Genomic DNA, 26,328 nt, shown 5'->3' with positions numbered 1-26,328 from the left:
AAGCTAGCCTTGGCCGAAAGCTAGCGTTGGCCGAAAGCTAGCATTGGCCGAAAATCAGACCGGACCCTCATATGCCAAACATCTCAGATAAATCGCTTGCCGACGGCAAGATCCTGCAAAGCGTGGTCGATGGCGTCGGCGTCATCACCTTCAACAATCCCGACAAGCGCAATGCGATGTCGCTGGAGATGTGGGAGGGGCTCGGCGAAGCGCTGACCGCCTTGCGCGATGATCCGGCCGTCCGTGTCGTGATCCTGGTCGGCGCCGGCGACAAGGCCTTCGTGTCGGGCGCCGATATCAGCCAGTTCGAGCAGGTCAGGCACAATGCCGAGGCCTCCGAGGAATATTCACGGCGCAGCGCCGCTCAGCGCGCCTTGCTCGCCGATTACCCAAAGCCGACCATCGCCTGCATCCGCGGCTTCTGTCTTGGCGGCGGCATGCAGGTCGCGATGCTGACCGATATCCGCATCTCCGGCGCCAGCGGCCAGTTCGGCATTCCCGCCGCCAAGCTCGGCATCGCCTATGGCTATGAGGGCTTGCGCCATCTGGTGTCGCTGATCGGCCCGTCCTGGGCGCGGCTGATCATGTATACGGGCATGCGGGTCGACTCCGCCGAAGCGCTGCGGATTGGCCTCGTCGATCGCGTGCTACCGGATGCCGAGCTCTGGGACGCGACCATGGAGATCGCGCGCACCATTTCGGGCAATGCACCGCTGGCGATCAAGGCCGCCAAGATCACCATCGCGCAGGTGCTGAAGGATCCCGCCGATCGCGACACGGCCGCGATCAAGCAGATCGGCATCGAATGCATGGACAGCGCGGATTTCCGCGAAGGCCGCAGCGCCTTCATGGAAAAGCGCAAGCCGCAGTTCAAGGGCCGGTAGCGGCGTCCTCATCCTCACCTGTCATCGCCCGCTCGACCGGGCGATCCAGTACGGCGCGGCCCCTCGGCTCAAGCACGACCGCCTCTGGAATACTGGATCACCCGCATGCGCGGGGCGATGACACCGGATGGCTATTGCACGGTTTTCTGTATAATAGAATAGTACCGCCGATTTGCCCGACATGTCAAGTTGCCGTGACGAACGCCGGCAGCCGCCGGCTACTTTGCATGGGGTTGTTTTCGATATTTTGGCAGTGTGCTCGCGATTGAACCTGCCCACTACTTCTTCTCGTTGACCGGCACCGTGTAGTTGAGGATCAACCGCCCGCCGTCCGGATAGATGGTCTGGCCGGTGATGTAGGAGGCATCGTCGCTGGCGAGGAATGCCACGACGGAGGCGACCTCGCTCGGCTCGCCGCAGCGGCCGGCCGGGGTGCGCGACAGCACGCTGCGTCGCGCGTCCTCCGACGAGAAGATCGCCGTCGCCACCATCTCGGTCAGGATCGTGCCGGGGCCGACCGCCACGACGCGAATGCCGTGCGGCGCCAGCGCCACGGCGGCCACCGAGGTGAGCTGCTTCATCGCGCCCTTGGACATCGCGTAGGTCGCAAGCGAGGGGATCGCGAGCAGCGCGTTGACCGAAGACATGTTGACGATGACGCCGCCGCCGCCCTGCGCGATCATCTGGCGCGCCGCGGCCTGGACGCCGAAGAATGCGCCCTTGAGGTTGATCCCCATGACGTCGTCGAACTCGGCCTCGCTGATGTCGAGCAAGTCGCGGTTGCGCGCGACGCCGGCATTGTTGACCATGACGTCGAGCCGGCCGAATTCCTTCACCGCGGTCGCGACGATGCGATCGACATCCGCGCGCTTGCTGACGTCGGCTTCGACGGCCCGCAACTGATCGATATGTCCGAGTTCCTGGGCGGTGTGGACGAGCCCAACAGCGTCGACATCCGAGATGACGACCCTGGCGCCATCGGACAGGAAGCGCGCCGCGCAGGCCTTGCCGATGCCGCGCGCCGCGCCGGTGATGGCGACGACCTTGCCGGAATTCTTCATGGGAGTGCCTCCAGAACAAACCGTTCACGGAGCAATAGCGCATTGCGCGGCGGCAGGGAACGCGGCGGATTCTCCCCGCGAGAGCTCAGGACTTGATGCGTGCGAGAATCCGGTCGGCCTCGGTACGCCAGTCGGCGCTGCGGGCGAAGTCCGGCGTTCCCCTGGGTCCGAACACGCCCTCGTCGGCAAGATCGGCGATCCAGCCCTGCCGCTCGGCGGTGGCAGACGCGGACCATGGCGTCAGCCCGGCCTCGCGCACGGTCTCCGCCACCTCGCGCACCTCCTCGGCACGCCGGCGGCCGTGCTCGATCACCCGCTGGAAGACATAGGCGCCCTGCTTCTCCCAATCGATGCCCGGAAAGGTCTCCTTGAGCGAGGCGACCACCGCATCCTCGACGCCATAGGCGCGTGCCGTGGTGAAGCTCTCGATCACCATGGCCTCCAGGCCCTTGATCATGATGCTGCGGCACATCTTGACCGCCGAGGACACGCCAAGCTCGTCACTCGCGACCTTCGCCACGAAGCCAAGCGCGACCAGCAGCGGCGCCAGTTCCCGCGCGCCGAGGCCGCCGAGCAGCAGCGGCACCTTGATCCGGTACGGCGGCAGCGACGTCATCACCGCGCCCTCGACGTAGCGGCCACCGGCGCCATCGATATGGGCCGCTGCGCGCCGCTTGGCGCCGGGCGACGCCGAGTTGAAATCGAGAAACCAGGCGCCTTTCCGGATCGCGGGCGCGCAGGCCTCGGCCACCGGCACCGCCTGGCTCGCCGTCACCGCCGAGATGATGAAATCACCCCGCGCCGCGAGATCGGCATGGGATTGCGCGAGCTCGACGCCGATCTCCGCCGCGTGTGTGCGCAGCGGGGCATCCTGCTCGCGGTCGAGCTTGATATCGTAGGCAACAACCTTCACGCCCCGCTGGCGCAGATCTTCGGCCAGGATGCGGCCGACCTCGCCATAGCCGAGCATGCCGACCTGCCATTGCCGCGGATCGCCGGAGATTGTCATCAGTTCAAGGCCCGTGTTGTGTCGTCGAACAACTCGTCCACCGTGACGCGCCGGGGGATCAACGCCTGCTCCACGCAATAGTCGATCATCAGTTCGAGCGGCTTGCGATTCGCCTCGACGCCGAACGGCACCGGGTCCGGCACGCCCGGCGGACCAGCTCCTGCCTTGCTGCGCTTCAGGAGATCGTAGAGGCTGCGCACCACGTCCGGCCGCGATGTCGCAAGCTGCTCCGTCACCACCAACAGATGATTGACCGGCACGACGCCATGCCGCGCGTACCACCGCGCCGCCTCTGCGGCCGGATCGGCGAACAACGGCTTGAGCGCCGGATCGCTCGAGGTCTCGCCCAGCACGGCATCGAGTTCGCCGTCCTTGAGCATCTGGATGATGGTCTTGCCCTTCGGCGCACGTTCGGTGCTGTCGGTATATTCGGCGACATGTGGATCCTCGAAGGTGATCCAGTTGATGCTGTCGAGGTTCACGCCATGGTCGTTGGCAAGGATGCCGCGCATCCATGCCCCCGTCGTGGTCGTGAACGAGCGTATGCCGACCCGCTTGCCTGCGAGATCGGCGGGTACCAGCGTGCCGCGATCCCTGCGATAGAGCGCGTGACCATGCTGGAAGCGGCCGACCATCGCGGCCGGCAGCAACACCAGCGGCTTGCCATGCGCGCGCGCCATCAGATAGGTCACAATGGCCATTTCGCAGATGTCGAACGCCTGCTCGCGCACCATCGGCTTGAACGCGGCGTTGGTCGGCGTGAATTCGGTGAAGTCGAGATCAAACAGGTCCGAGCGCAGCTCACCGCTCTTCACCGCTTGGATGTGCGGGTGATTGCCAAGCACGGTGCGCAGCCGAAGTTTCTCCATGGCGACGAACTCCGCGGGATCAGGTCAGCGCTCGTCCGGGACTTGCGCCCGGCGCCTTGCGCGGCGCCAGCGCCCCTTGGTCGAGCGGCGCGGCCTGCAGCGCGGCAACGGTCGCGCGCACCAGTTCCTCGATGGCGTGACCGGGGTCGGTGCCGTCAGCGCTGCCGCGCGACAGGCGCGAGACGCGCTCCGGCGTCACCAGCGTGTAGTAGAGCGCGCCGAGCAGGAAGTGGCCGCGCCAGACCAGGTCGGTGCGCGGAATATGCGGCAAGCTTTCGTGAATCGCGTCGATGAAGGCATGGCTGGTGTCGTCGAAGGTCTGCGCGATGATCTTGCGCACCACCTCGTTGCCCTCGGCCGACATGATCGCGCGCAATCGCGTGAACCGCGTCCCGCCGCCGGCAAGGTCGCTGCCCGAGGTGAAGGCCGGCAGCACATAGGCGCGCACGATCGCCTCCAGCCGGTCCTGCAGGTCGCGCACCCGCCGGGCCGCCGCCAAAAGCTCCGAGCGCCGCCGGTTCATCGGGCCGCAATGGCGCCGATAGATCTCGAGTAGCAGGCCATCCTTGGTCTTGAAGTGATAGGTCACGCTGCCGGGATTGGCGCCGGCGGCCTGCGCGATGTCACGCACCGAGACGGCATTGAAGCCGTTGGTCGAGAACAACTCCTCCGCCGCAACGAGGATCGCCTCGCGCATGTTCGGCTTGCGGGTGCTGGCGGCGGCCTTCACGTCGGCATTCACGTCGGCCTTGGCAGGTTTGCGGACCATATTTGTACTATCGTCCAAATAATCAGGTCGCGTCAACAAGGCGACGGCAGGCTGAACGGTCAGGATAGTTTGACGTCAGGCTCGCCACGCCCGCGCGCCGCAGCATCGAGCAGAAAGGTTTGGCCGTGCCCGGGATCGGCAGCGCGTTGCGCCTCATCCATGTCCTGCCAGGCCGAGGTAACCAGCACGCGCGAGAAACCGCGGCCGACAAAGGCCGGGCAACTCGACTGCTTCGCCGGCACAAGAAGCGAACGCAGGTGTCGGCCGGCAGGATCGTAGATATCGACGCAGCCGCCGCCCCAGCGCGCGTTCCAGATCATCCCGTCGGCATCGACGATCGCGCCGTCGAGCCCGCCGGCGCCCTGATGTCTGATCAATACGGTGGGCTCGCCAACCGGCAGTCCCGTTGATGGATCGAGCGGCACGCGATGCAGGACGTTGGTCGCGGTATCGGCGAAATAGCCGATATCGCCCGCGGGCGAAAAGCAGATCGCATTCGGGATCGTGATCCCGCGATAGAGCCGCGTGATGCGGCCCTGATGCAGTGCGTAGATCGCGCCGGCGCCCTGCTCGGCATGGCGTCCCATCGTCCCGAGCCAGAAGGCGCCGGACGGATGCACGCGCGCATCATTGGAGCGCGTCAACGGATTGTCGGCCTCCAGCGCGGCGAACAGCTCCAGGCGGCCGCCGGTGACCTGCCGGACGTAAAGCCCATCCTCGGCTAGGATCAGCTGCCGCTCGCCGTCGATCCGCGCCAATGCGCTCGCCATTTTCGGCAACTCGTGAATGACAGTGCGGCCGCTTGCAAAGCGATGCTCGAACAGACGCCGCTCGCGGATATCGAACCACCAGGCGGTGTCGGTCGCCGCGTCGTAGGTCGGGCCCTCGCCGAGATGACAGCGCTCGGCCGACAGCACGGATGTCGGCACCTCTTCGATCGGCGACTGGGCGGCACGGTACGTCATTGCGTCACTCACACGGTTGAAAAGCGGTAGACGATGCTGCGCCGATAGATCTGCCCGGGATCGAGCCGCGCCGACGGAAAGTCCGGCCGGTTCGGCGTATCCGGCCAGGCATGCGGCTCGAGACAGAGCGCGTCGGATTGCCGGTACAGCCGATCGCCCTTGCCGGCGATCGAACCGTCGAGGAAATTGCCGGAATAGAACTGCAGTCCCGGCTGATCGGTGAACAGCTCCATCACCCGGCCGCTGTGCGGCGCCTCGAGGCGCGCGGCCAGGCGAAGGGCTGTCCCTTTGGCCAGACAGAAATTGTGGTCATAGCCGCGCCCGAGCCGCAGCTGCTCGTCATTCATCCTGATCCGCGCGCCGACGGCCGTCGGCTTGCGGAAGTCGAACGGCGTGCCGTCGACCGGCCGCGGCGGGCCCTGTAGCGGGATCGCGGTGGCGTCCACCGCGAGGAAATGGTCCGAGGCGATCGTCAAACGATGATCGAGGATCTGCGTGCCGGCGCGCGCGCCCTCGAGATTGAAGAAGCTGTGATTGGTGAGGTTGAGGTATGTCGACCGATCGGTCGTCGCCTCGTAGGTGACCGCGAGTTCCATCGGACTGCGCACGCGATAGGTCACGCGCGTCGCGAGATTGCCCGGATAGCCCTCCTCGCCATGCGGGCTCTCGCGCTCCAGAACCAGCGTCGGCCCCGGATCATCTGATAGTTCGACGATCCGCCACAGCTTGCGATCAAAGCCCTGCGCGCCGCCATGCAGCGCGTTGGGACCGTTGTTGGCGTCCAGCTTCATCGTCTCCCCATCGAGCACGAAGCGCGCGTCGGCAATCCGGTTGGCGTAGCGCCCGATCGTCGCGCCGAAGAATTTGCGCTGCGCAAGATAGCCATCGAACTCATCATGGCCGAGCACGATGTCGTCGCATTGCCCGTCACGATCGGGCGTGAGCAGCGCTTGCAGCGTGGCGCCGAAGGGAAGGATGGCAGCCTCAAAGCCGTGCGCGCCGCACAGCGTCACGCGCTCGACGACGGTGCCGTCGTGCAACGTGCCGAAGGGGGCGCGACCAATTCTGGCTGATGTCATCTCCAGTCCTCGAACGCCCCGACGAGGCGCCCTCGCCCCAGCATGAAGCTATCGGCGACGAGCCGCAAGGGCGTGAGGTCGACGTCGGAGTCCAATGCTCCGGGGTGTTGTTCTGACGCAATTTCTTCGCACGAACCGGTCAGCACTTCGCTGGATCGCCGGCAATGGTCTCAAACGGAGTCCGATTCCGTGCTAAGCCCGGCGCCAAGCAATGATTCAGGCACGCAGGCAAGCGAATTCCGACCATGGCGAGCGGCAAGGCGGAGACGGAGGATGCGGCAACCGGGCGGCGCGGCCGGCCGCGCTCCGCCGCGACCACGGCCGCGATCCTGCAAAGCGCCTATACGCTGATGGCGACCACCGACCTCGCCGCCACCACCATCGACGCGATCGCCAGACACTCCAACGTCTCGAAGATGACGATCTACAAATGGTGGCCGTCGCGCGAGGCCTTGCTGATCGACGCCTTCCTCGACCAGGCCTCTCGTGCCGTGCCGCTGCCTGAGGCGGGCAATCCGGTGGCCCGCATCCGCCGCCATGTCGCGACCTATGTCGAGGCGCTGCAGGGCGAGTTCGGGCGGGTGCAACTCGCAGTGATCTCGGAATGCATCTCAAAGACCGGCACCGCGGAATTGTTCTACGAGCGTTACCTTGGCCTGCGCCGCAGCAAGATGCTTGAGATCATCACGGCCGGCCAGAAGGACGGCAGCATCGGCGCACCGGGCGTACCCGGCGACATCTATGACGTGATCTATGGCAGCCTGTTCTATCGCTATGTCTTCGGCATCAAGCCGCTGACACCAGCCTACGCCCGCAATCTCGTCAACCTGGCGCTACGGCCCCGCGCCGACACTTAGGCCGAGCGCTGCCGCTGACGGCGAAACCAGGCCCAGGTCTCGCGCGTCACCGCGCGGTAGCTACGACCACGGTAGACAATGTGGCCATCGACGATGGCATTCAGCTTCGTCAACGCATGGAACGGCACCGTCGGATAGGCATGGTGCTCGACATGGTACGGCATGTTCCAGGCGAACCATTTCATGATCCGGCCGGTCATCGTGGTGCGCGTGTTCTCGAATGCACTTCGGGTCCGCTCGCAACCGGTGTGCTCGGCATAGAGATACGGACGCAGGATGAGCTGACCGGCCAGCAGCGGCACGATCCACGCCCAGAGCAGGATCGCGCTATGCAGCGCGACCGACACCACCAGCAACAGCAGGTAGCCGGCGAGATAGAGCCTTGCTTCCAGCACGATCGACGGGCGCCTGTGCTCCGGAATCCACGGCACGATCACATGTCCGGTGAGCGCATGCCGAAACATCAGCCGGATCCGGACCAGTACCTGCAGCAGTCCCGAATAGGCGATCGCGAGCTGGGCGTCCGACGCCGGCTTGGGACCGACGATCAGCTCCGGATCCTTCTCCGGATCCTGGGTGTAGCGATGATGGTCCCAGTGAAACAGGCAGTAATATTGGTAAGGCAATCCGATCATGAAAGCGGACAGATTGCCGACGACAAGATTGAGCACGTGACTGCGGAACGCCGTCTTGTGCGCGGTCTCGTGCACCACCATGAACAGGAACGCGACGAAATACCCCTGGATGGCAATCAGCGGCAGCGCCCACGCGAGACCATAGCGCGATGAGATCGAGAAGATCAGCGCGCCGACAACAACGATCATCCCGTAATGGCTTGCCGCGCGCACCGCGCCGGCAAGGTTCGACTTGGTCGACAGGTCGCGCAAGGTCAGCGGGCTGAGCGGCTTCAGGCGAGGTCCGGCGTCACTGGTCTCGGCGGTGCTCATCGTCGTCTCACCTGTCAGCGTTGCAGGAGCGCCGAGATTTCGGCGTTGATGAAGGCGCGGTCTTCGGCGTTGTTGACCGGATTGCCGGCCCGGTGCCCATGGATCGAGGGGATCGCGTGCAGCGCCGCCGAGCGCGCATTGACCAGGCGGCCGAGTTCATCCTCGTTGTCGCGCGGGTCGAAATAGCGGTCGGTACGCCCCGGCATCAGCAGGACGTGTGCCTTGATCGCGCCCATCGCCCGGTCGAAGTCGCCGCCGAACTCATCGCAGCGGCTGATGTCGCCGGCCTGCCAGATCGCGACTTGCGCCAGCAGATCATTCGCATCGCGCCGCGCGAAGGCACCGTCCCACGATCCCGCGAGGTAGTCTTCCAACGAGTTGAAGCCGGCCGCGCGCCAGATTTCCTCGCGGTAGAATTCATGCGACATCGCCCAGCCGGCATAGACGCGCCCCATCGCGCGAAGGCCCGCTGCAGGCTTGGCGACGAAGCGGCCATCCCGGTAGGCCGGGTCGGCGGTCAGCGCGGCCTTCACGCCTTCGAGGAAGACATGATTATACGGCGAGCATCGCGCGCTGCCGCAGACCACCGCCGCGCGCTCCACCATGTCGGGGTAGCGCGCGGCCCAGTGATAGGCCTGCATGCCGCCCATCGACCAGCCATAGACCAGCGCGAGCTTGGTCACGCCGAACCGCTCGGCCAGCAGCCGCCGCTGGACTGCAATCGCGTCATGGCAGGTGAAGGCAGGAAACGGCGCACCGCCGAGCAACTCGCTCGAATTCGAGGGCGAGGATGACAGGCCGTTGCCGAACAGGTTCACGATGATGATGAAGTAGCGATCGGGATCGAGCGCGCCGCCCGGCTGCACCAGCCATTCGATGTCAGAGTGCTGTGCGGCGAACGACGTCTGATAGAGAATGACGTTGTCCCTGGCGGCGTTCAGCGTGCCATAGGTCTGGTAGGCGAGCCTGAGCTCCGGAAACACGCCACCGCCCTGCAGGCTCACCCTGCCTGCCTCGAACACCTCATAGTCGCGTGACGTGGTCATGCGCATTCGACCTCGAACGGAGGGCGCGACGCTGCGCCCTCAATAACTGTACTATACGTACACTAATTAAGGAACCGAGGCAACAGCGGCGAAGGTGGCATGACACCAGGCCGATCCATTCAAAATCGGTATGGATCAATACCCGTTTCGGCTTGGACCCATTGTCGTCATCTCTCTAGGACAGACCCCGAGGAAAATTTCGAGGAGGCGCGAATGAGCGCAATTGTGTCCGCCACGGACGCGCGGCGATCCCGCGTCCGGCTGTTGATCGTGACGATGCTGTTTCTCGTCACCACCGTGAACTACGCCGATCGCGCCACGCTCTCGATCGCCGGCCCCGCCCTTTCCAAGGAACTGCATCTCGATCCCGTCGCGATGGGTTACGTGTTCTCGGCCTTCGGCTGGTCCTATGTGATTGCCCAGGTGCCGTGCGGCTGGCTGCTCGACCGCTACGGCTCCAAATGGGTCTATGCGATCAGCATCACCGTCTGGTCGATCTTCACCGCGATGCAGGGCCTGGTCGGGTTCCTCTCCGCGGGCGCGGCCGTGGTCCTACTGTTCGGGCTGCGCTTCCTGGTCGGCTTCGCCGAGGCGCCGTCGTTCCCGGCCAATGCCCGGATCGTCGCGGCCTGGTTCCCTGGCAATGAGCGCGGCACCGCGTCGGCGTTCTTCAACTCCGGACAGTATTTCGCGACCGTGATCTTCGCGCCGCTGATGGGCTGGATCGCGCACGAGTACGGCTGGCGCCACGTGTTCTACGTGATGGGCGGGCTCGGCATCGTCATGGGGATCGCCTGGATCAAGACGATCTATGAGCCGAAGGACCATCCCGCGATCAACGAGACCGAGTTCGACTACATCAAGCAGGGTGGCGCGCTGGTCGACATGGATGCGGCGAAGGCTGGCAAGACACACGACAGCGGCCCCACCTGGGATCATATCCGGCAGTTGCTCGCCAATCGCATGATGCTCGGCGTCTATATCGGCCAGTACTGCATCAACACGCTGACTTACTTCTTCCTGACCTGGTTCCCGGTCTACCTCGTGAAGGAACGCGGGCTCTCGATCCTGCAGGCCGGCTTCGTCGCGACGTTGCCGGCGCTGTGCGGCTTCATCGGCGGCGTGCTCGGCGGCGTGATCTCGGACTATCTCCTGCGCCGCACCGGCTCGCTGACCATGGCGCGCAAGATCCCGATCGTCGGCGGCATGCTGCTGTCGATGGCGATCATCGCTTGCAACTATGTCGACAGCCAGGCGCTGGTGGTCGGCTTCATGGCGCTCGCCTTCTTCGGCAAGGGTATCGGCGCACTCGGCTGGGCTGTCGTCTCGGACACCTCGCCGAAGGAGGCCGGCGGCGTCTCCGGCGGGTTGTTCAACACCTTCGGAAATTTGTCCTCGATCACCACGCCGATCATCATCGGCTACATCCTCGCCGCCACCGGCTCGTTCAACGGCGCGCTGGTGTTCGTCGGCGCCAATGCGCTGGTCGCGGCGATCGCCTATTTGTTCATCGTCGGCGAAATCAAGCGGGTGCAGCTGAAGGCGGTCTGAGTTGGCAGGTCATACGGAGATACTATCCCCTCATCTCGAGGAGCCCGCGCAGCGGGCGTCTCGAAGGATGCAGGCCACAGACCGGGCCTTCATGGTTCGAGACGCGCGTTCCGCGCTCCTCACCATGAGGGGGTAGCAAACGAACTCAAACGGCGGCTTCGGCCGCCGTCTTTGTCTTCTTGGCCAGTGGGAGGCATCGATGCTAGAACGTACAAATCCTCGCGCGATCCATTCCGGGCTAGCATCAATGTTCGACCTGAACCAGCTCCGCTGCTTCGTCACGGTGGCCGAGGAATTGCACTTCGGCCGTGCAGCGGCGCGGCTCAACATGACGCAGCCGCCGCTGAGCCGGCAAATCCAGGTGCTCGAGCACATCATCGACGCGCCGCTGCTGGAGCGCACCAGCCGTTCGGTGCGGCTGACCCCGGCAGGACGCAGCTTCCTGCCCGAGGCGCGGCGCATCCTCAAGCTCGCGGAATCCGCTTCGCAAGTCGCCCGCCGCATCGCACTCGGCAAGACCGGCTCGCTCAAGATCGGCTTCACGGCCGCGGCTGCCTATGGCTTCCTGCCCGACTTGATCGCAGCCGCCCGTTCCCGCCTGCCCGAGGTCGATTTTTCCCTGAAGGAGATGGTGTCCGGCGACCAGTTCGAGGCGCTGACCACCGGCCAGATCGATGCCGGCCTGCTGCGCCCGCCGATCGCGCGGCCCGAATTCGCCAGCCGGCGCGTCGTGGCCGAGCCGCTGCTCGCCGCGATCCCGAAGAAGCATCCGCTGGCCGCGGCCGAGACCGTCGGCATCAAGGATTTCGACGACCAGCCCTTCGTGATGTATTCGCCTTATGAGGCGCGCTACTTCCACGACCTCCTGGTGTCGATGTTCACCCGCGCCGACGTGCTGCCGCGCTACGTGCAGCATCTCAGCCAGATCCACTCGATCCTCGCCATGGTGCGCGCCGGGCTCGGCATCGCGATCGTGCCGGAGGCCGCCGCCAGCCTGAAGATCGCCGATGTCCGGCTGAAGCCGCTGAAGCTGCGCGCGCCGGTGCCGGTCGAATTGTTCATGGTGTGGCGGCGCGACCACGAGAACCAGTTGCTGCCGTCCTTGATCGAGATCGCAACCGAAATCGCAGCGCCGCATCTGCGCGGCGATTGATGCAGATTGTGCATCGCTCGATACCGCGTTTGGCTTGGACGCGTATCGAACCATTCCTTAGATAATCCCGCCATGGACGCGCGCTGCTCGCGCATCCCGTTCCCCCAGCAACATTCAAGGAGTGGCGCCATGAGCAAGATGACCCCTCAGGAGATGGCCGCGAGAATCGGTGGCGGCCTCCTGTCCTTCCCCGTGACCCCGTTCAAGGCGGACTATTCGTTCGACGAGGCGACCTATCGCGCCAACATGGACTGGCTGTGCGGCTATGACGTCGCCGGTCTGTTCGCCGCCGGCGGCACCGGCGAGTTCTTTTCGCTGACGCCGGCTGAAGTTCCCCACGTCGTGAAGATCGCGGTCGACGAGACCAAGGGCCGCGTTCCCGTGCTGGCCGGCACAGGCTACGGCACCGCGATCGCGCGCGAGATCGCGATCGGCGCCGAGAAGGCCGGCGCCGACGGCCTGCTGCTGCTGCCGCCCTATCTCACGCATGCCGAGCAGGACGGCCTTGCCGCGCATGTCGAGGCGGTATGCGCGTCGGTGAAGATCGGCGTCATCGTCTACAACCGCGACAATGCGATCCTGCAGCCCGATACGCTGGCGCGGCTCTGTGAGCGCTGCCCGAACCTGGTCGGCTACAAGGACGGCATCGGCGACATCGAGCTGATGACCCGCGTCTACACCAGGCTCGGCGACCGCCTGACCTATATCGGCGGGCTCCCCACGGCGGAAACCTTTGCGCTGCCCTATCTCGACATGGGCGTGACCACCTATTCGTCAGCGGTGTTCAACTTCGTGCCGGAATTCGCCACCAATTTCTATGCCGCGGTGCGCCGGCGCGATCATCAGACCATCCATGCAGGTCTGAAGGATTTCATCCTGCCGCTGATCGCGATACGCAACCGCAAGAAGGGTTACGCGGTATCGATCATCAAGGCCGGCATGAAGGTGATCGGCCGCGATTCCGGCCCGGTGCGGCCCCCACTCACCGATCTCACCGAGCAGGAGATCGCCGAGCTCGCGGCACTGGTGGCGAAGCTGCCGCAGGCGGCGACCCGGCAGGCGGCCGAATAAACCGAACGGCGCAAGAAAACGGCGAACGACCAAGGGAGCAGCAGATGATTCAAGACACGATCCGCACCGGCTTTGCCGGCGCCCCCGTCGTCACGGCGATGGAGGTGATCCCGGTTGCCGGCCGCGACGGCATGCTCCTCAATCTGAGCGGCGCGCATGCGCCGTTCTTCACCCGCAACCTCGTCATCCTGTCAGACAATTCCGGCCACACCGGCGTCGGCGAGGTGCCGGGCGGCGAGAAGATCCGAAAGACGCTCGAGGACGCCCGCGACCTCGTCGTCGGCCAGACCATCGGTGGGTGCAACAACATCCTGGCGTCGATGCGCCGGACGTTTGCCGACCGCGACGCCGGCGGCCGCGGCAAGCAGACATTTGACCTGCGCGTCACCATCCATGCGGTGACAGCCGTGGAAGCCGCGCTACTCGATTTGCTCGGCCAGCATCTCAATCTTCCGGTCGCAGCGCTGCTCGGTGAAGGCCAGCAGCGCGCCAGTGTCGAGACGCTCGGCTATCTCTTCTTCGTCGGCGACCGCAGGAAGACTAGCCTGCCCTATGTCGAGGGCGAGAGCGGCAAGCCCGACTGGTTCAACCTGCGCCATCAGGTTGCGATGACGCCGGACGCGATCGTGCGCCTCGCCGAAGCGACGCAGGCGCATTACGGCTTTGCCGATTTCAAGCTCAAGGGCGGCGTGCTCAAGGGCGAGCAGGAGATCGAGGCCGTCACCGCGATCGCCAGGCGCTTTCCGAACGCGCGCGTCACGCTCGACCCGAACGGCGCATGGTCGCTCGATGAGGCGATCCACCTTTGCAGCAACATGCATGGCGTGCTCGCCTATGCCGAGGACCCCTGCGGCGCGGAGGCCGGTTTCTCCGGCCGCGAGATCATGGCCGAGTTCCGCCGCGCCACCGGGCTGCCGACCGCAACCAACATGATCGCGACCGACTGGCGCCAGCTCTCCCACGCGCTGCGGTTAGGAGCCGTCGACATCCCGCTGGCCGATCCGCATTTCTGGACCATGCAGGGCTCGGTGCGGGTGGCACAGACCTGCCGCGACAACGGCCTGACCTGGGGCTCGCACTCCAACAACCATTTCGACATTTCGCTGGCGATGTTCACCCATGTCGGCGCCGCCGCGCCCGGCAAGGTGACCGCGATCGACACCCACTGGATCTGGCAGGACGGCCAGGCGTTGACCCGCCAGCCGCTGCAGATCAAGGGCGGCAAGATCGCAATTCCGGATCGGCCGGGCCTCGGCATCGAGCTCGATCGCGGTGCCATCGAGGCGGCGAACGCGCTATACAAGCAGCATGGCCTCGGCGCCCGCGACGACGCGCTGGCCATGCAGTTCCTGATCCCCGGCTGGAGCTTCGACGACAAGCGTCCCTGCCTCGTGCGCTAAAAAAAGAAAGGTTGGAAAACATGACCGCTCACCAGAAGAACTTCATCGCCGGCGAATGGGTCGACGGAACAAGCATCACGCGTGACATCAACCCCTCCAACACGACCGACGTGGTCGGCGAATACGCCAAGGCCGACAAGGCGCAGACCGAAAAGGCGATCGCCGCGGCGAAGGCCGCCTTCCCGGCCTGGGCGCGCTCGACGCCGCAGGAGCGTTTTGACGCGCTGAACAAGATCTCGGTCGAAATCCTCGCCCGCAAGGAGGAGTTCGGACGCCTGCTCGCGCGCGAGGAAGGCAAGACGCTGCCGGAAGGCATCGGCGAGGTGGCGCGCGCCGGGCAGATCTTTGCATTCTTCGCCGGCGAAGCGCTTCGGCTGATGGGCGAGAAGGGTGCATCGGTTCGCCCGGGCCTCGACGTCGAGATCACCCGCGAGCCGGTCGGCGTCGTCGGCCTGATCACACCGTGGAATTTCCCGATCGCGATCCCGGCCTGGAAGATCGCCCCGGCGCTCTGCTACGGCAACACCGTGGTGTTCAAGCCGGCCGAACTGGTGCCGGGCTCCGCGCATGCGCTGTCCGAAATCATCGCCCGCTCCGGGATTCCCGCAGGGGTCTTCAACCTCGTGGTCGGCTCGGGCTCGGTGGTCGGCCAGACCCTGCTCGAACATCCCGACGTCGCCGCGATCTCCTTCACCGGCTCGGTTCAGACCGGCCGCAAGATCGCCCAGGCCTGTGTGCTCTCCAATCCCATGAAGAAGTTCCAGCTCGAGATGGGCGGCAAAAACCCGCTGGTCGTGCTCGACGACGCCGACCTCAAGGTCGCGGTCGAGGTCGCCGTCAATGGCGCCTATTTCTCGACCGGCCAGCGCTGCACAGCGTCGTCGCGCCTGATCGTCACGGCGGGAATTCACGATCGCTTCGTCGACGCGATGACCGAGCGGATGAAGGGACTTTCGGTGGACGACGCCCTGAAGAGCGGCGTGCATGTCGGCCCTGTGGTCGACCAGAGCCAGCTCGACCAGGATCTCCGCTACCTCAAGATCGGCCAGGACGAAGGCGCCCGCCTGCACTGGGGCGGCGAGTTGTTGAACCGCGAGACGCCCGGCTTCTACCTGCAACCGGCATTGTTCACCGAAGCGACCAACCAGATGCGGATCGCCCGCGAGGAGATCTTCGGCCCGGTCGCCTGCGTGATCCGCGCCAAGGATTATGAAGAAGCGCTGGCGATCTCCAACGACACCGAGTTCGGCCTCGCCTCGGGCATCTGCACCACCAGCCTCAAATACGCCTCGCATTACAAGCGCAACAGCGAGGCCGGCATGGTGATGGTCAATCTGCCGACCGCCGGCGTCGATTACCACGTGCCGTTCGGCGGCCGCAAAGGCTCGAGCTACGGCGCGCGCGAACAGGGCGCCTATGCCCGCGAGTTCTACACCATGGTGAAGACGGCTTACACCTTCCCGGGTTGAGACTTACCGCACGGGACGTGCGCCACCTCTCCCGCTTGCGGGGGAGGGTTGGGGTGGGGGCTCTCTCCAAGAGTCATACTGTGGAAAGAGCCCCCACCCGGATCGCATCATTCGATGCGATCCGACCTCCCCCGCAAGCGGGAGAGGTGAAGCCAAGCCAGGAGGAATGCGGCATGGACCAGTCGATCGGTACGAAGGAGCAGCCCCGCTACATCAAGCTCAACGAGCGCGACAATGTCGCGATCGTCGTGAATGATTTCGGCCTGCCCGCCGGCTCCCGCTTTGCCTGCGGCCTGACGCTGCGCGCCTTCGTGCCGCAGGGCCACAAGACCGCGCTGGACGACATCGCCGAGGGCGCGCCGATCCTCCGCTATGGCGAGGTGATCGGCCATGCGCTGTCGCCGATCCTGGCTGGCGAATGGGTCGATGAGGCCCGCATCCGCATGCCCGACGCGCCGCCGCTCGATCAGCTCGAGATCGCGACCGCGGTGCCGCCGGCGCTGCCGCCGCTCGAAGGATTCACCTTCGAAGGCTACCGCAATCCCGACGGCTCGGTCGGCACCAAGAACATCCTCGGCATCTCTTCGTCGGTGCAATGCGTCAAGGGCACGATGGAATACGCAGTCAAGCGGATTCGCGCCGAGCTGCTGCCGAAATATCCCAATGTCGATGACGTCGTGCCGCTGACGCACGCCTATGGCTGCGGCGTCGCGATATCAGCGCCCGACGCCGTGGTGCCGATCCGCACCCTGCAGAACCTGGCGCTCAATCCGAATTTCGGCGGCGAGATCCTGGTCATCGGGCTCGGCTGCGAGAAGCTCGCGCCCGAGCGGCTGGTTCCGGAAGGTATCAGTGACGCCATCGTGCGCATGCAGGACGAAGCCTTTGACGGCTTCGGCGCCATCGTCGAGGCGATCATAAGCCAGGCCGAGGCCCGGCTGAAGGTGCTCAACGCCCGCACGCGCGAGACCTGCCCGGCCGGCGATCTCGTGATCGGCCTGCAATGCGGCGGCAGCGATGCGTTCTCCGGCGTCACGGCCAACCCCGCGGTCGGCTTCGCCGCGGACCTGCTGGTGCGCGCCGGCGCGACCGTGATGTTCTCGGAAGTGACCGAGGTGCGCGATGCGATCCAGCTCCTGACCCGCCGCGCCGTCAACGAGGATGTCGGCCGCGCGCTGATCCGCGAGATGGCATGGTATGACGCCTATCTCGCCCGCGGCGGCGCCGACCGCAGCGCCAACACCACGCCGGGCAACAAGAAGGGCGGGCTCGCCAACATCGTCGAGAAATCGCTCGGCTCGATCGTCAAGTCGGGCTCCGGCCCGATCGCCGGCGTGCTGTCGCCGGGCGAGAAGGCGCGGCAGAAGGGCATGCTGTTTGCGGCTACTCCTGCCAGCGACTTCATCTGCGGCACGCTGCAGCTCGCTTCCGGCATGACGCTGCAGGTGTTCACCACCGGCCGCGGCACGCCCTACGGCCTGGCCGCTGCCCCCGTCATCAAGGTCGCGACCCGCAGCGAACTGGCACGGCGCTGGAAGGACCTGATCGATTTCGACGCCGGCTGCATCGCAACCGGCGAAAAGACGATCGAGGAGACCGGCTGGGACCTGTTCCGCCTGATCCTCGACGTCGCAAGCGGGCGGACCAAGCCGTGGTCGGACCGTTGGGGCATCCACAACGATCTCACGTTGTTCAACCCGGCGCCGGTGACCTAAAGCACGCTCACATTGCGGCTTAACCGCCCGTTAGCCACGCCTCCACTGACCGTGGAACGTCGCAGTTCGATTCAAATTGTCTGGACATGGAGGCAGCCATGAGCCGGACAATCAACGATCTCAAGGACGAGGCCGACCGCGCTGAGCGGCTGGCACGCACCGGTTTGGATCCGCTGACGATCGAGCGCCTGCGCACGTTCGCCGAGGAGTGCCGCAGGCAAATTGCGGCGGCCGATAACGGATGCGACAGGCCCTTCGCCACCTCGCACACCGCGTAAGTTCCTGTCGTGCGAAAAGCTTGCCGGCACACGGCGGCACATGCATCAAAACGGCCGCAGTCCCCGCACTTCCTTCGCGGCGACCTGGATCAACGGCTTGACCGCCTGCTCCTCGCGGCCAAGCACAACGCCCGAAGTAAAGGCACGAGCGCGCTCCTTTCGATGCGGGGCCTTCAGCGCCGCGTCAACGGCCAGCTTGCGGTGCGCGACGAAATCATTGAGCGAGCCAAGCGCGTCCTGGACCTGCTTCAGATGCCGGGACAGCCGCGCGAGCCGCTTCCGTTCGTGCCTGCCCGGAAACAGACTTTCGAAGAAGTCGATCGCGTATCTGATCTTCTTGGCCCTGATGCGCACCTTGTGCCGCTCGCGGGCTGACAGCTCGTCGAGACGCCGGCCATCCTTGCGTAGCTTCTTGATACGCCGATGCAGCAGCGCGCTGGCGAATTTTCCGATCGGGCCGCCTTCGTCCTCCGCGGCAATCGTCTGCTTTGCCTCGATCCACTGCAACGTATCGATCAGCATGGACCGGTAGCGCTGCGAACTGACCGCGTGCCGCGCCCGCGCGAAGGCCCGATCACGGCGGCCGGAAAATTCCTGCCGGATCGCTTTGCCGCTTCGCCGCAGCAGCGCGTCATGCGATGCAGGCTCGATATCCTCCTTGACGAATACATCAAGCTCGCGAGCCGGCGCGAGCGCATTGGTGAGCCACTTCAGCTGCGTCTTGATGTCTTCCGTCGAGGCCACGGTCAGGATCTTCGAGAACAGCGAGATCGCGGCGCGCAGCCGCCGCAAGCCGACCCGCATTTGGTGAATGCCCTCCGCCTCGCCCTCGCGGACGGCGTCGGCATTCGATGAGAAGTGACGAAGCGCGGCGCGCGCGATCACCCGAAACGCCGCGCCCGCCGTGAACTCGGAATCAAGCACGACCTTTTCGGCGGAGACGATGCCATGCTCATCATTGCCGGCGAGTTCATACCCACGCTCGGCCTTCGAACAGAGATCGAGTTCGGCGCCCGACCGCCGCTCCAGCGCCCTGGCAATGCGGAACAGATCGAGCACCCGCCCGGCCTTCAGTTCGAGCTCGATCTCCTGGATCGGACGGGACCGATGGCCGGCTGTTGTGTGTCCGCGATCGATGGCGAGCTCGATTTCACTCCGCTTCATGCGTAGCGGCACCGTGATGCGCCGCACCGACGTCTCGAACACGGGCTTCAGCTTGCGGCGCAGCTTGCCGGACGCGAGCTCCTCGAGCGGTGTACCTTCGGCCTTGTCGAGGTCGAGCCCGTCATCCTCGAGTTCGGTCTCCCATTCACCCCGCTCAAACTGTGGACCCGCCCCGGACTTGATCGTCTGAACATAGTCGCGGCCGTCCCGGCGCACGCGCAGCGTGAGCCCATGCCGCTTCAGCTTGTGCTTCGCGATATCAAAATAGGTCGAGACGAGATCGCTCGCAGACGGTTCACCGCTCTTGGCGCCCGCGATCCGCGGCTTTTCCAGCGCCTTCAGCTTGCGCCCGGGAACACGAAATTTGAGCTCTGTCTCGGCGGCCATTGCCTCTCCACGAATAACGCCTCGGGATCAGACGAGCAAAAATCTGCCGCGACCGGACTCCGGCGGACTATAGATCGCACGGCCATTCAACCGCTGGTCGTCGTCGTGATGAATGATGGACTTGCTGCGATTGCAGAATTCGTCTTGCTTCTTGATCACGATGGTTTCGTCAGCCTCGCGCTCCCTGATTGGTGGTTGACGACGTGTTGTCGGAGGAACGTCGGGTACGACAAACGGTTCCCACAGCAACTGTGCTGCACGTGCTCAAAACGCTCTCGCGTTGCGGAACTTGCTGAACAGGCATTCACCTGTGTGGCGAAATGCTCATATTTCGCATGTTGAATGGCCTAAATTGATGTCCCACGTCCTTATCAACAGGAGGACGTTCCATGAAGCAATCGCAGCATTTTCTCGACAATGCGGAGAACTGCGCGCAGCTTGCCGAGCGCGCTGACGACGAGCCGGCCTACAATCGCTACAAGCGAATGGAAGCGGCCTGGCGCGCGCTGGCAAAGGAGCAGGATTGGCTCGACGGCGAGACCTCGCCGTCGGAAAACGCTGCGTGAGCTCGAAGGTGGCCCGTGCGCAACATCTGAATGTCGCCGCGGGCCGCCTTCTATTCGGCGCTGCGCTGCCGCTGCCAGCGCAAGAGATAGGCCTGCAGCCGCCAGATGATCGCCGACAGGACGACGCCGACCAGCATCAGCACCACGACGGCAACCATCATGCCCGAGGCCTCGCCCCGTGCCTCCGACTCGATGATGAGACGGCCGATGCCCCGCTCGGCGCCGATGAACTCGCCGACGATGACGCCGATCAGGGCGAAGGAGATCGCAGGGGTCAGCGAAGCGAACACCCAGGCCATGGTCGAGGGGATCACCACCGTCCGGGTGATCTGCCACTCGCTGGCGCCGAGCAGCCGCGCGGCATGGGTAAAGCCTTCGTCGATCGAGCGTGCGCCCTCGAACGTGTTGAAGAACACCAGGAAGACGACGACGATCCAGGAGGTCACGATCTTCGACATGTCGCCGATCCCGAACGCCAGCACGATGATCGGCGCCAACGCGATCCGCGGGATCGAATTGACCGCGGTGATGAAGGGCTGGAATATCGCGCTGAGGCGGTCGGATCGCCCGAGGATCAGTCCCGCGACGAAGCCGCTGACCACGCCGGTGACGAAACCGAAAAAGGTGTTCTTCAGCGTGACGGCGGTCGCGGCCCAGAGATTGTTCTCGTTGCGCGCCAGGCACTTTGCGAAGTCGCCGTTGAACCAGCTGTTGAATGCGCCGAGCTTCGAGGTCAGGCAGCTCTGGATCAGGAAGTTGTCGAAGATCATCGACGGCTTCGAGATGAAGTAGGGATCGAGCAGGTCGGGCACCAGCCACGGCAGTTTGGCGCGGAGGTCGTAGCCCCACTGCCACACCGACAGCACGACGGCGCAGATCAGGACCTGCCAGCCGACCGTGCTGAGCGTGCCGTACCTTCTCATGCGCCGCGGCCTTTGACGAATTCCTCGCCGAGCGAGTGCCAGATGTGCTGGAACAGCTCGGAATAATGCGTGGTCTCGCGCACCTTCACCGCATCGCGTGGGCGCGCGAAATCGACCTCGAACATGTCCTTGATGCGGCCCGGCCGGGCCGAGAACAGGATGATGCGGTCGGCCAGCGTCAGCGCCTCGCCGAGATCGTGGGTCACGAACAGCACAGTCTGCTGCTCGCGCTCCCAGATCCTGAGCAGCACCTCGTGCATGTCGATCTTGGTGTGGGTATCGAGCGCGCCGAACGGCTCGTCCATCAGCAGGATCTGCGGCTCGACGATCAGGGTCCGCATCAGCGCCGCGCGCTGCCGCATGCCGCCCGACAGAGCCGACGGGTAGGCGTGCTCGAATCCCTTCAGGCCGGCCTGCGCGACGCATTCCGCGATGCGCTCCTTCCGCTCCGACGCCGGCACGCCTGATAGCTCCAGCCCATAGCCGATATTGTCGGCGACGGTCCGCCAGGGAAACAGCGTGTCGCGCTGGAAGACATAGCCGACATTGGGCGTCGCCTTGCCGGGCACGACACGCTTGCCGTCGATCAGGATCTCGCCGCCGGTCGGCCGGATCAGCGAGGCGATCATGTTGAGCACGGTGCTCTTGCCGGAGCCCGACGGCCCGAGCAGCGCGACGAACTCGCCACGGCGCACGTCGAAGGTGACGTCGCGGACGGCCTCGATCGTGGTCCTGGCAAGCTGGAACGACTTGCTCAGGCCCTTGACCTCGACGCGTCGGTCGGCCGAGGCGCGCGGCGACAAGGTTGCGCTTGTCTCGAGCGCGCTCAACCCGGATAGGCCTTTCGCGCCGCGTCGATGAAATTGGGGCTCACCATATCAGTGATCTTGAGCGGCTTGATGCCGGTCATCTCGCGGAACCAGACCTTCTCGCCGCGCGCGAAGCTCGCCGCGTCGATGATGCCCTCATAATCCGCGACCTTCTGAATAGCCGTGATCTCGAGCAGATTGGCCTCGCGGGAGGTACTGCCGACGTAGGGCTCGATGGCGTCGTAGACCTCTGTCGGCTTGTGCGTCTTGATCCATTGTGACGCGCGCCACAGCGCGGTGACGAAGGCCTGCATCTTGGCCGGATCCTTGTCGATGGTGGCCTGCAGCGTGAAATGCGCCGTCACCGGCACCTTGCCGCCGATGTGCTCGTTCCAGATCGCCTCGTCGGTGCCGTCGAACAGCAGTTCGCCCCAGCCCTGTTGCTGCGCCTCGTTCAACAGCGACAGCGAGCTGACGAGGATATCGACCTGCTTCGACTTCAATGATCCCAGCATGGTGTCGACATTGCCGGTGCCGATCCAGGTCACCTTGTCGTCGAGCCCCATGGTTTCCATGTAGTAGGACGCCCAGACATGGTTGGTGCCGCCGAGCGAGGAGACCGAGACGATCGGCTTGCGGCCGTCGGGCCGCTTCCATTGCGTGAACGCCTCCAGCGTGTTGATGCCCTGGTCCTTCAGGTCCTTGCGGAGGATGAACATCACCGAGTTCGATCTTGTGTCGACCGGCAACAGCACGCGTGCGGCACGGCCGTGATTAGTGAGTTGCATCGGATGGGTGACATCGCCGATGCCGATATCGCCCTGCGACGAGGCGATGATCTCGCGGGTCTTCACGCCGCTACCGCCCTGCAGCAGCTTGCAGTCGAGGCCGGCTTCCTTGAAGTAGCCGTTGCGGTCCGCGACGAATTGCGTCTGATAGACCGGCACCGCGACCGGATAGATCACCCGGCCCGTGGTCGCCTGCGCCCATCCACGCCCGGTCGCCAGTGCCGCGCCACCGGCGGCGATCACCGTCAGTGCCGATCGCCTTGAAACATGGGGCATGGCGACATCAGCCATCACGCGTGCTCCTTGGCGGAAACCTTGTCGAGCGCACGCAGCACCGCATCGCCCATTTCAACGGTCGAGAGCCTTTTCGCCCCGGCTTCCGCGATATCCGCCGTGCGCGCGCCGGACGCCAGCGCGGCGTGCACCGCCTGCTCCAGCAGGTCGGCATCCTCAGGGCGGTTCAGCGTCAGGCGCAGCAGCATCGCGACGCTGAGGATCGAGCCGAGCGGATTGGCTATGCCCTTGCCGGCAATATCGGGCGCGCTGCCATGCACCGGCTCATAGAGCGCCTTGCGCCGGCCGAAGCGATCCACCGGACCGAGCGAGGCCGACGGCAGCATGCCGAGCGAACCCGAGGCCATCGCCGCGCAGTCGGACAGGATGTCGCCGAAGATATTGCCCGTTACCATCACGTCGAACTGCCGCGGCTCGCGCACGATCTGCATCGCGGCGTTATCGACATAGAGATGGGTCAGCTCGACGTCGGAGAACTCTTCCTTGTGCAGCTTGATCACTTCCTCGCGCCAGACCACGCTGGTCTCCAGCACATTGGCCTTGTCGACCGAGCAGACCTGGTTGCGCCGTGTCCGCGCCAGCTCGAAGGCCGAGCGCGCGACGCGGCGAATCTGGTTGGTGGTGTACTGCTCGGTGTTGAAGCCGCGGCGCTGGCCATCGGGCAATGTCTCGATGCCGCGCGGCTCGCCGAAATAGATGCCGCTGGTCAGTTCGCGGATGATGACGAAGTCGACGCCGTCGAGCACCTCGGGCTTGAGCGGCGCGGAGGCCGACAGCGCCGGGCTCGCCACGATCGGCCTTAGGTTGGCGTAGAGATCGTATTTGCTGCGCAGGCCGAGCAGGCTGCCGGCCTTGCGCGCCGCTGCCGGCACTTCGGTGGTCTCCGGACCGCCGGTCGCGCCCCACAGGATCGCGTCGGCCTCGTCCATCGCTTCGGCGGTGTCCTTGGGCAGCACCTTGCCGGTCGCCAGATACGGGATCAGGCCGTACTGCGCCTCACGCAGCGTCATCGGCACGTTACGTTTCGCCGCGAACCAGTCGAGCACGCGGCGCGACTGCGCGGTGACCTCGGGACCGATGCCCTCGCCGCCGACGACGGCAACCTTGACCATGTTGGATTGGACCATGTTGGATTGCGTGCTCATGCGGGTGTCCTTGAAGCCGGTGTCCTTGCAAAATGAATCCAGGGCCGCGCCGCGCGATCGGAAGCCTGGAAGGTGTGGATCTCGTCGTCGCGCTGCAGCGTCAGCGCGACCTCATCGAGCCCCTGCAGAAGCCCCTCGCGCCGACGTGGATCGATCTCGAAGGAATGGCGCGCGCCTGACGGCGAGACGATGGCCTGCGCCTCGAGATCGATCGAGACCTTGCCCGCCCCCTGCGTCGCCTCGATATCGGCGGCGAGAGAATCGACCACCGCCTTGTCGACGATGACGGGCAGGATTCCGTTCTGGAAGCAGTTGGCGAAGAAGATGTCGCCGAAGCCCGAGCCGATGATGGCGCGGATCCCCCTCTCCTGCAGCGACCACACCGCGCCCTCGCGCGACGAGCCGCAGCCGAAATTCGGCCCCGTCACCAGGATCTCGGCCTCGCGGAACGGCTCGCGGTTGAGGATGAAATCCGGGTTCTCCGAGCCGTCGGCCAGATAGCGCAGCGAGCCGAATGCCCATTTGCCGAGCGTGCCGCGGATCGAGTTGCCGACCAGGCGCTCGATGCGGATGATCACGTCGGTATCGATATTGCTGCGCATGATCGGCGCAGCGGTCGCGGTGAGCTTGTCGAACGGTTTTGGCATCACTGGCGTCCCATCATCCTGACATCGGCGATCGCGCCGGCAATCGCCGATGCTGCGGCACTCGCGGGGCTCGCCAGATGCGTTCGTGCCCGCGGCCCTTGCCGGCCGACAAAATTGCGGTTCGAGGTCGAGACCGAGCGCTGCCCGGGCGCCACCACCTCGCCATTGGCGGCAAGGCACATCGAGCAGCCCGGCTCGCGCCACTCGAAGCCGGCATCGATGAAGATCTTGTCGAGCCCTTCGGCGACCGCCTCGCGCTTGACGTTCTCCGATCCCGGCACCACCCATGCGCGGACCCCGGCCGCGACCTTGCGGCCGCGCGCGACCTCGGCCGCGGCGCGGAGATCGCTCAGCCGGCTGTTGGTGCAGGAGCCGATGAACACCCAATCGACCGGTGTGCCGGCAATCGGCGCACCGCCTTGCAGACCCATATACTCAAGCGCGGTCTCGATCGCGGCGCGCCGTGCCGGATCGTCGACCCACTTTGGATCGGGAATGACGCCATCGACGCCCACGACATGCTCGGGGCTGATGCCCCAGGTCACCTGCGGGATGATCTTTTCGACATCGATCACGACCTCGCGGTCGAACACCGCGTCCGGATCGCTCGGCAGGTCGCGCCATGCCTTGACCGCGAGATCCCACATCTCGCCTTGCGGCGCATAGGGACGGCCGCGCAGGAATTCGAATGTCTTTTCGTCCGGCGCCACCATGCCGATCTTGGCGCCGAGCTCGATCGAGAGGTTGCAGATCGTGAGCCGGCCTTCGATCGGCAGCGCGCGGATCGCGCTGCCGGCATATTCGACGGCACAGCCGGTGCCGCCGGCGGCGCCGATATGTCCGATCAGCGCCAAGATCATGTCCTTGGCGGTGACGCCGAGCGGCAGCTTGCCCTCGAAACGCGCGCGCAACGTCTTCGGACGGCGCTGGATCAGCGCCTGCGTCGCCAGCACATGAGTGAGCTCGCTCGACCCGATGCCGAAGGCGAGCGCGCCGAGGCCGCCATGGGTGCAGGTGTGGCTGTCGCCGCAGACGATCGTGGCGCCCGGCAGGCTCAAGCCGAGTTCCGGTCCGATGACGTGGACGATGCCCTGGCCGGGTTGATCGACATCGAACAGCGTGATGCCGCTCGCCGACGTTTCGACCCGAAGCGCCGCCAGCAATTCCGTTCCGATCTTGCTGGTTCCGACGCGGCCGGGCGCCGTTGAAATCGCGTGATCCGGCGTCGCGAACGTCAGTTCGGGATTGTGAACCTTGAGGCCACGGCTCTTGAGATCGAGCAGGCCGCGCGAGCCGCCGAGATCGTGCAGCAGATGGCGGTCGATATGAAGGAGATCGGTGTCCTCGCTGAGGCGGGCAATGACATGCTGGTCCCAGATCTTGGCCAGCATCGTACGACCGGTCTTTTCCAAGACAGTCCTCCCTTTGGGCTTCTTGAGGCCAGCGGCGCGCGCCGCTGATCGCCGCTTTGCACGGCTTGCG

Annotated in this window: 25 protein-coding genes; 10 read left to right on the top strand and 15 right to left on the bottom strand. The window is 65.2% G+C overall.

Annotated elements, in window-relative coordinates; genetic code table 11:
* The first annotated feature begins 71 nt into the window (after window positions 1-71).
* Entirely contained in the window at window positions 72-884 is an 813-nt protein-coding gene (locus ABIB78_RS02670) for an enoyl-CoA hydratase (RefSeq protein WP_429021098.1), read from the top strand.
* A gap of 278 nt (window positions 885-1,162) precedes the next feature.
* On the opposite strand, the gene ABIB78_RS02665 is transcribed toward ABIB78_RS02670, so the two are convergent.
* From ABIB78_RS02665 to ABIB78_RS02640, 6 genes are all read right to left on the bottom strand, one after another.
* Complete coding sequence (locus ABIB78_RS02665) at window positions 1,163-1,945, bottom strand: SDR family NAD(P)-dependent oxidoreductase (RefSeq protein WP_429021096.1); 783 nt, start codon at window positions 1,943-1,945, stop codon at window positions 1,163-1,165.
* Window positions 1,946-2,030: 85 nt separating this feature from the next.
* Window positions 2,031-2,948, bottom strand: coding sequence for a DUF1932 domain-containing protein (locus ABIB78_RS02660; RefSeq protein ID WP_429021534.1), 918 nt, complete (start codon window positions 2,946-2,948; stop codon window positions 2,031-2,033).
* Between the two features lie 5 nt (window positions 2,949-2,953).
* Complete coding sequence (locus ABIB78_RS02655; protein WP_429021094.1) at window positions 2,954-3,823, bottom strand: ABC transporter substrate-binding protein; 870 nt, start codon at window positions 3,821-3,823, stop codon at window positions 2,954-2,956.
* A 19-nt stretch (window positions 3,824-3,842) separates the two neighbouring features.
* The gene (locus ABIB78_RS02650; protein ID WP_429021092.1) at window positions 3,843-4,592 is read right to left on the bottom strand and encodes a TetR/AcrR family transcriptional regulator; all 750 of its coding nucleotides are present in this window, start codon (window positions 4,590-4,592) and stop codon (window positions 3,843-3,845) included.
* Window positions 4,593-4,651: 59 nt separating this feature from the next.
* Window positions 4,652-5,530: an SMP-30/gluconolactonase/LRE family protein gene (locus ABIB78_RS02645; RefSeq protein ID WP_429021531.1), complete on the bottom strand. Its 879-nt coding sequence runs from the start codon at window positions 5,528-5,530 to the stop codon at window positions 4,652-4,654.
* A gap of 35 nt (window positions 5,531-5,565) precedes the next feature.
* Window positions 5,566-6,636: an aldose epimerase family protein gene (locus ABIB78_RS02640; protein WP_429021090.1), complete on the bottom strand. Its 1,071-nt coding sequence runs from the start codon at window positions 6,634-6,636 to the stop codon at window positions 5,566-5,568.
* A 245-nt stretch (window positions 6,637-6,881) separates the two neighbouring features.
* Between ABIB78_RS02640 and ABIB78_RS02635 the strand changes: the two genes are divergently transcribed.
* On the top strand, window positions 6,882-7,493 hold the full coding sequence (locus ABIB78_RS02635) for a TetR/AcrR family transcriptional regulator (protein WP_429021088.1): 612 nt from the start codon (window positions 6,882-6,884) through the stop codon (window positions 7,491-7,493).
* Here the strand turns inward: ABIB78_RS02635 and ABIB78_RS02630 are convergent.
* Window positions 7,490-8,440 carry a fatty acid desaturase gene (locus ABIB78_RS02630; protein ID WP_429021086.1) on the bottom strand — a complete coding sequence of 317 codons (951 nt, stop codon included), beginning with the start codon at window positions 8,438-8,440 and terminating at the stop codon, window positions 7,490-7,492. The genes ABIB78_RS02635 and ABIB78_RS02630 overlap by 4 nt on opposite strands.
* A gap of 14 nt (window positions 8,441-8,454) precedes the next feature.
* Window positions 8,455-9,486, bottom strand: a complete 1,032-nt coding sequence (locus ABIB78_RS02625) for an alpha/beta fold hydrolase (protein ID WP_429021084.1) — start codon at window positions 9,484-9,486, stop codon at window positions 8,455-8,457.
* A 213-nt stretch (window positions 9,487-9,699) separates the two neighbouring features.
* On the opposite strand from ABIB78_RS02625, the gene ABIB78_RS02620 reads away from it, so the two are divergent.
* The 7 genes from ABIB78_RS02620 to ABIB78_RS02590 all read left to right on the top strand — a co-directional run bounded on the left by ABIB78_RS02620 (window position 9,700) and on the right by ABIB78_RS02590 (window position 18,123).
* Window positions 9,700-11,037: an MFS transporter gene (locus ABIB78_RS02620; RefSeq protein WP_429021081.1), complete on the top strand. Its 1,338-nt coding sequence runs from the start codon at window positions 9,700-9,702 to the stop codon at window positions 11,035-11,037.
* A 247-nt stretch (window positions 11,038-11,284) separates the two neighbouring features.
* Window positions 11,285-12,190, top strand: a complete 906-nt coding sequence (locus tag ABIB78_RS02615) for a LysR substrate-binding domain-containing protein (RefSeq protein ID WP_429021079.1) — start codon at window positions 11,285-11,287, stop codon at window positions 12,188-12,190.
* A 129-nt stretch (window positions 12,191-12,319) separates the two neighbouring features.
* Window positions 12,320-13,261 (top strand): 5-dehydro-4-deoxyglucarate dehydratase, encoded by a 942-nt coding sequence (kdgD, locus tag ABIB78_RS02610; RefSeq protein WP_429021077.1) that lies wholly within the window; start codon window positions 12,320-12,322, stop codon window positions 13,259-13,261.
* A gap of 44 nt (window positions 13,262-13,305) precedes the next feature.
* A complete protein-coding gene (gene gudD / locus ABIB78_RS02605) occupies window positions 13,306-14,661 on the top strand; it encodes a glucarate dehydratase (protein WP_429021074.1) in 1,356 nt (451 codons plus the stop codon).
* A gap of 20 nt (window positions 14,662-14,681) precedes the next feature.
* The gene (locus ABIB78_RS02600) at window positions 14,682-16,130 is read left to right on the top strand and encodes an aldehyde dehydrogenase family protein (RefSeq protein ID WP_429021072.1); all 1,449 of its coding nucleotides are present in this window, start codon (window positions 14,682-14,684) and stop codon (window positions 16,128-16,130) included.
* Window positions 16,131-16,303: 173 nt separating this feature from the next.
* Window positions 16,304-17,845 carry a galactarate dehydratase gene (gene garD / locus ABIB78_RS02595; protein ID WP_429021070.1) on the top strand — a complete coding sequence of 514 codons (1,542 nt, stop codon included), beginning with the start codon at window positions 16,304-16,306 and terminating at the stop codon, window positions 17,843-17,845.
* 98 nt (window positions 17,846-17,943) lie between these two features.
* Window positions 17,944-18,123 (top strand): hypothetical protein, encoded by a 180-nt coding sequence (locus tag ABIB78_RS02590; RefSeq protein WP_429021068.1) that lies wholly within the window; start codon window positions 17,944-17,946, stop codon window positions 18,121-18,123.
* Between the two features lie 45 nt (window positions 18,124-18,168).
* Here ABIB78_RS02590 and ABIB78_RS02585 read toward each other — a convergent pair whose 3' ends face one another.
* Entirely contained in the window at window positions 18,169-19,674 is a 1,506-nt protein-coding gene (locus ABIB78_RS02585; RefSeq protein WP_429021066.1) for a CHAD domain-containing protein, read from the bottom strand.
* Window positions 19,675-20,063: 389 nt separating this feature from the next.
* On the opposite strand from ABIB78_RS02585, the gene ABIB78_RS02580 reads away from it, so the two are divergent.
* Window positions 20,064-20,240: a hypothetical protein gene (locus tag ABIB78_RS02580; protein WP_429021063.1), complete on the top strand. Its 177-nt coding sequence runs from the start codon at window positions 20,064-20,066 to the stop codon at window positions 20,238-20,240.
* A 50-nt stretch (window positions 20,241-20,290) separates the two neighbouring features.
* On the opposite strand, the gene ABIB78_RS02575 is transcribed toward ABIB78_RS02580, so the two are convergent.
* From ABIB78_RS02575 to leuC, 6 genes are read right to left on the bottom strand one after another with little or no spacing between them, the layout of a single operon-like run.
* The gene (locus ABIB78_RS02575) at window positions 20,291-21,163 is read right to left on the bottom strand and encodes an ABC transporter permease (protein ID WP_429021061.1); all 873 of its coding nucleotides are present in this window, start codon (window positions 21,161-21,163) and stop codon (window positions 20,291-20,293) included.
* Window positions 21,160-21,993 (bottom strand): ABC transporter ATP-binding protein, encoded by an 834-nt coding sequence (locus ABIB78_RS02570; protein WP_429021059.1) that lies wholly within the window; start codon window positions 21,991-21,993, stop codon window positions 21,160-21,162. The genes ABIB78_RS02575 and ABIB78_RS02570 overlap by 4 nt, the downstream gene beginning before the upstream one ends.
* A complete protein-coding gene (locus ABIB78_RS02565) occupies window positions 21,990-23,051 on the bottom strand; it encodes an ABC transporter substrate-binding protein (RefSeq protein WP_429021057.1) in 1,062 nt (353 codons plus the stop codon). Before ABIB78_RS02565 ends, ABIB78_RS02570 begins: the two co-directional genes overlap by 4 nt.
* A complete protein-coding gene (gene leuB / locus ABIB78_RS02560) occupies window positions 23,051-24,199 on the bottom strand; it encodes a 3-isopropylmalate dehydrogenase (protein ID WP_429021055.1) in 1,149 nt (382 codons plus the stop codon). The genes ABIB78_RS02565 and leuB overlap by 1 nt, the downstream gene beginning before the upstream one ends.
* The gene (gene leuD, locus ABIB78_RS02555; protein WP_429021053.1) at window positions 24,196-24,846 is read right to left on the bottom strand and encodes a 3-isopropylmalate dehydratase small subunit; all 651 of its coding nucleotides are present in this window, start codon (window positions 24,844-24,846) and stop codon (window positions 24,196-24,198) included. Before leuD ends, leuB begins: the two co-directional genes overlap by 4 nt.
* A complete protein-coding gene (leuC, locus tag ABIB78_RS02550) occupies window positions 24,846-26,237 on the bottom strand; it encodes a 3-isopropylmalate dehydratase large subunit (RefSeq protein ID WP_429021529.1) in 1,392 nt (463 codons plus the stop codon). The genes leuD and leuC overlap by 1 nt, the downstream gene beginning before the upstream one ends.
* Between the last annotated feature and the right edge of the window lie 91 nt (window positions 26,238-26,328).

Source organism: Bradyrhizobium sp. I1.14.4 (genome assembly GCF_050435825.1).
Lineage (GTDB): Bacteria > Pseudomonadota > Alphaproteobacteria > Rhizobiales > Xanthobacteraceae > Bradyrhizobium.
Note: the sequence above shows the minus strand (reverse complement) of the source record. Positions and strands in the feature narration are given on the sequence as shown.

Bases quoted from the DNA above. Each gene is read 5' to 3' on its own strand.
- ABIB78_RS02665 (WP_429021096.1), bottom strand. From the start codon at position 1,945: ATGAAGAATTCCGGCAAGGTCGTCGCCATCACCGGCGCGGCGCGCGGC.
- ABIB78_RS02575 (WP_429021061.1), bottom strand. From the start codon at position 21,163: ATGAGAAGGTACGGCACGCTCAGCACGGTCGGCTGGCAGGTCCTGATC.
- ABIB78_RS02635 (WP_429021088.1), top strand. From the start codon at position 6,882: ATGGCGAGCGGCAAGGCGGAGACGGAGGATGCGGCAACCGGGCGGCGC.
- ABIB78_RS02630 (WP_429021086.1), bottom strand. From the start codon at position 8,440: ATGAGCACCGCCGAGACCAGTGACGCCGGACCTCGCCTGAAGCCGCTC.
- garD (WP_429021070.1), top strand. From the start codon at position 16,304: ATGGACCAGTCGATCGGTACGAAGGAGCAGCCCCGCTACATCAAGCTC.
- ABIB78_RS02590 (WP_429021068.1), top strand. From the start codon at position 17,944: ATGAGCCGGACAATCAACGATCTCAAGGACGAGGCCGACCGCGCTGAG.
- ABIB78_RS02600 (WP_429021072.1), top strand. From the start codon at position 14,682: ATGACCGCTCACCAGAAGAACTTCATCGCCGGCGAATGGGTCGACGGA.
- kdgD (WP_429021077.1), top strand. From the start codon at position 12,320: ATGAGCAAGATGACCCCTCAGGAGATGGCCGCGAGAATCGGTGGCGGC.
- ABIB78_RS02640 (WP_429021090.1), bottom strand. From the start codon at position 6,636: ATGACATCAGCCAGAATTGGTCGCGCCCCCTTCGGCACGTTGCACGAC.
- gudD (WP_429021074.1), top strand. From the start codon at position 13,306: ATGATTCAAGACACGATCCGCACCGGCTTTGCCGGCGCCCCCGTCGTC.
- ABIB78_RS02670 (WP_429021098.1), top strand. From the start codon at position 72: ATGCCAAACATCTCAGATAAATCGCTTGCCGACGGCAAGATCCTGCAA.
- leuC (WP_429021529.1), bottom strand. From the start codon at position 26,237: ATGCTGGCCAAGATCTGGGACCAGCATGTCATTGCCCGCCTCAGCGAG.
- ABIB78_RS02625 (WP_429021084.1), bottom strand. From the start codon at position 9,486: ATGACCACGTCACGCGACTATGAGGTGTTCGAGGCAGGCAGGGTGAGC.
- ABIB78_RS02565 (WP_429021057.1), bottom strand. From the start codon at position 23,051: ATGGCTGATGTCGCCATGCCCCATGTTTCAAGGCGATCGGCACTGACG.
- ABIB78_RS02655 (WP_429021094.1), bottom strand. From the start codon at position 3,823: ATGGAGAAACTTCGGCTGCGCACCGTGCTTGGCAATCACCCGCACATC.
- leuB (WP_429021055.1), bottom strand. From the start codon at position 24,199: ATGAGCACGCAATCCAACATGGTCCAATCCAACATGGTCAAGGTTGCC.
- ABIB78_RS02650 (WP_429021092.1), bottom strand. From the start codon at position 4,592: ATGGTCCGCAAACCTGCCAAGGCCGACGTGAATGCCGACGTGAAGGCC.
- ABIB78_RS02580 (WP_429021063.1), top strand. From the start codon at position 20,064: ATGAAGCAATCGCAGCATTTTCTCGACAATGCGGAGAACTGCGCGCAG.
- leuD (WP_429021053.1), bottom strand. From the start codon at position 24,846: ATGCCAAAACCGTTCGACAAGCTCACCGCGACCGCTGCGCCGATCATG.
- ABIB78_RS02615 (WP_429021079.1), top strand. From the start codon at position 11,285: ATGTTCGACCTGAACCAGCTCCGCTGCTTCGTCACGGTGGCCGAGGAA.
- ABIB78_RS02585 (WP_429021066.1), bottom strand. From the start codon at position 19,674: ATGGCCGCCGAGACAGAGCTCAAATTTCGTGTTCCCGGGCGCAAGCTG.
- ABIB78_RS02620 (WP_429021081.1), top strand. From the start codon at position 9,700: ATGAGCGCAATTGTGTCCGCCACGGACGCGCGGCGATCCCGCGTCCGG.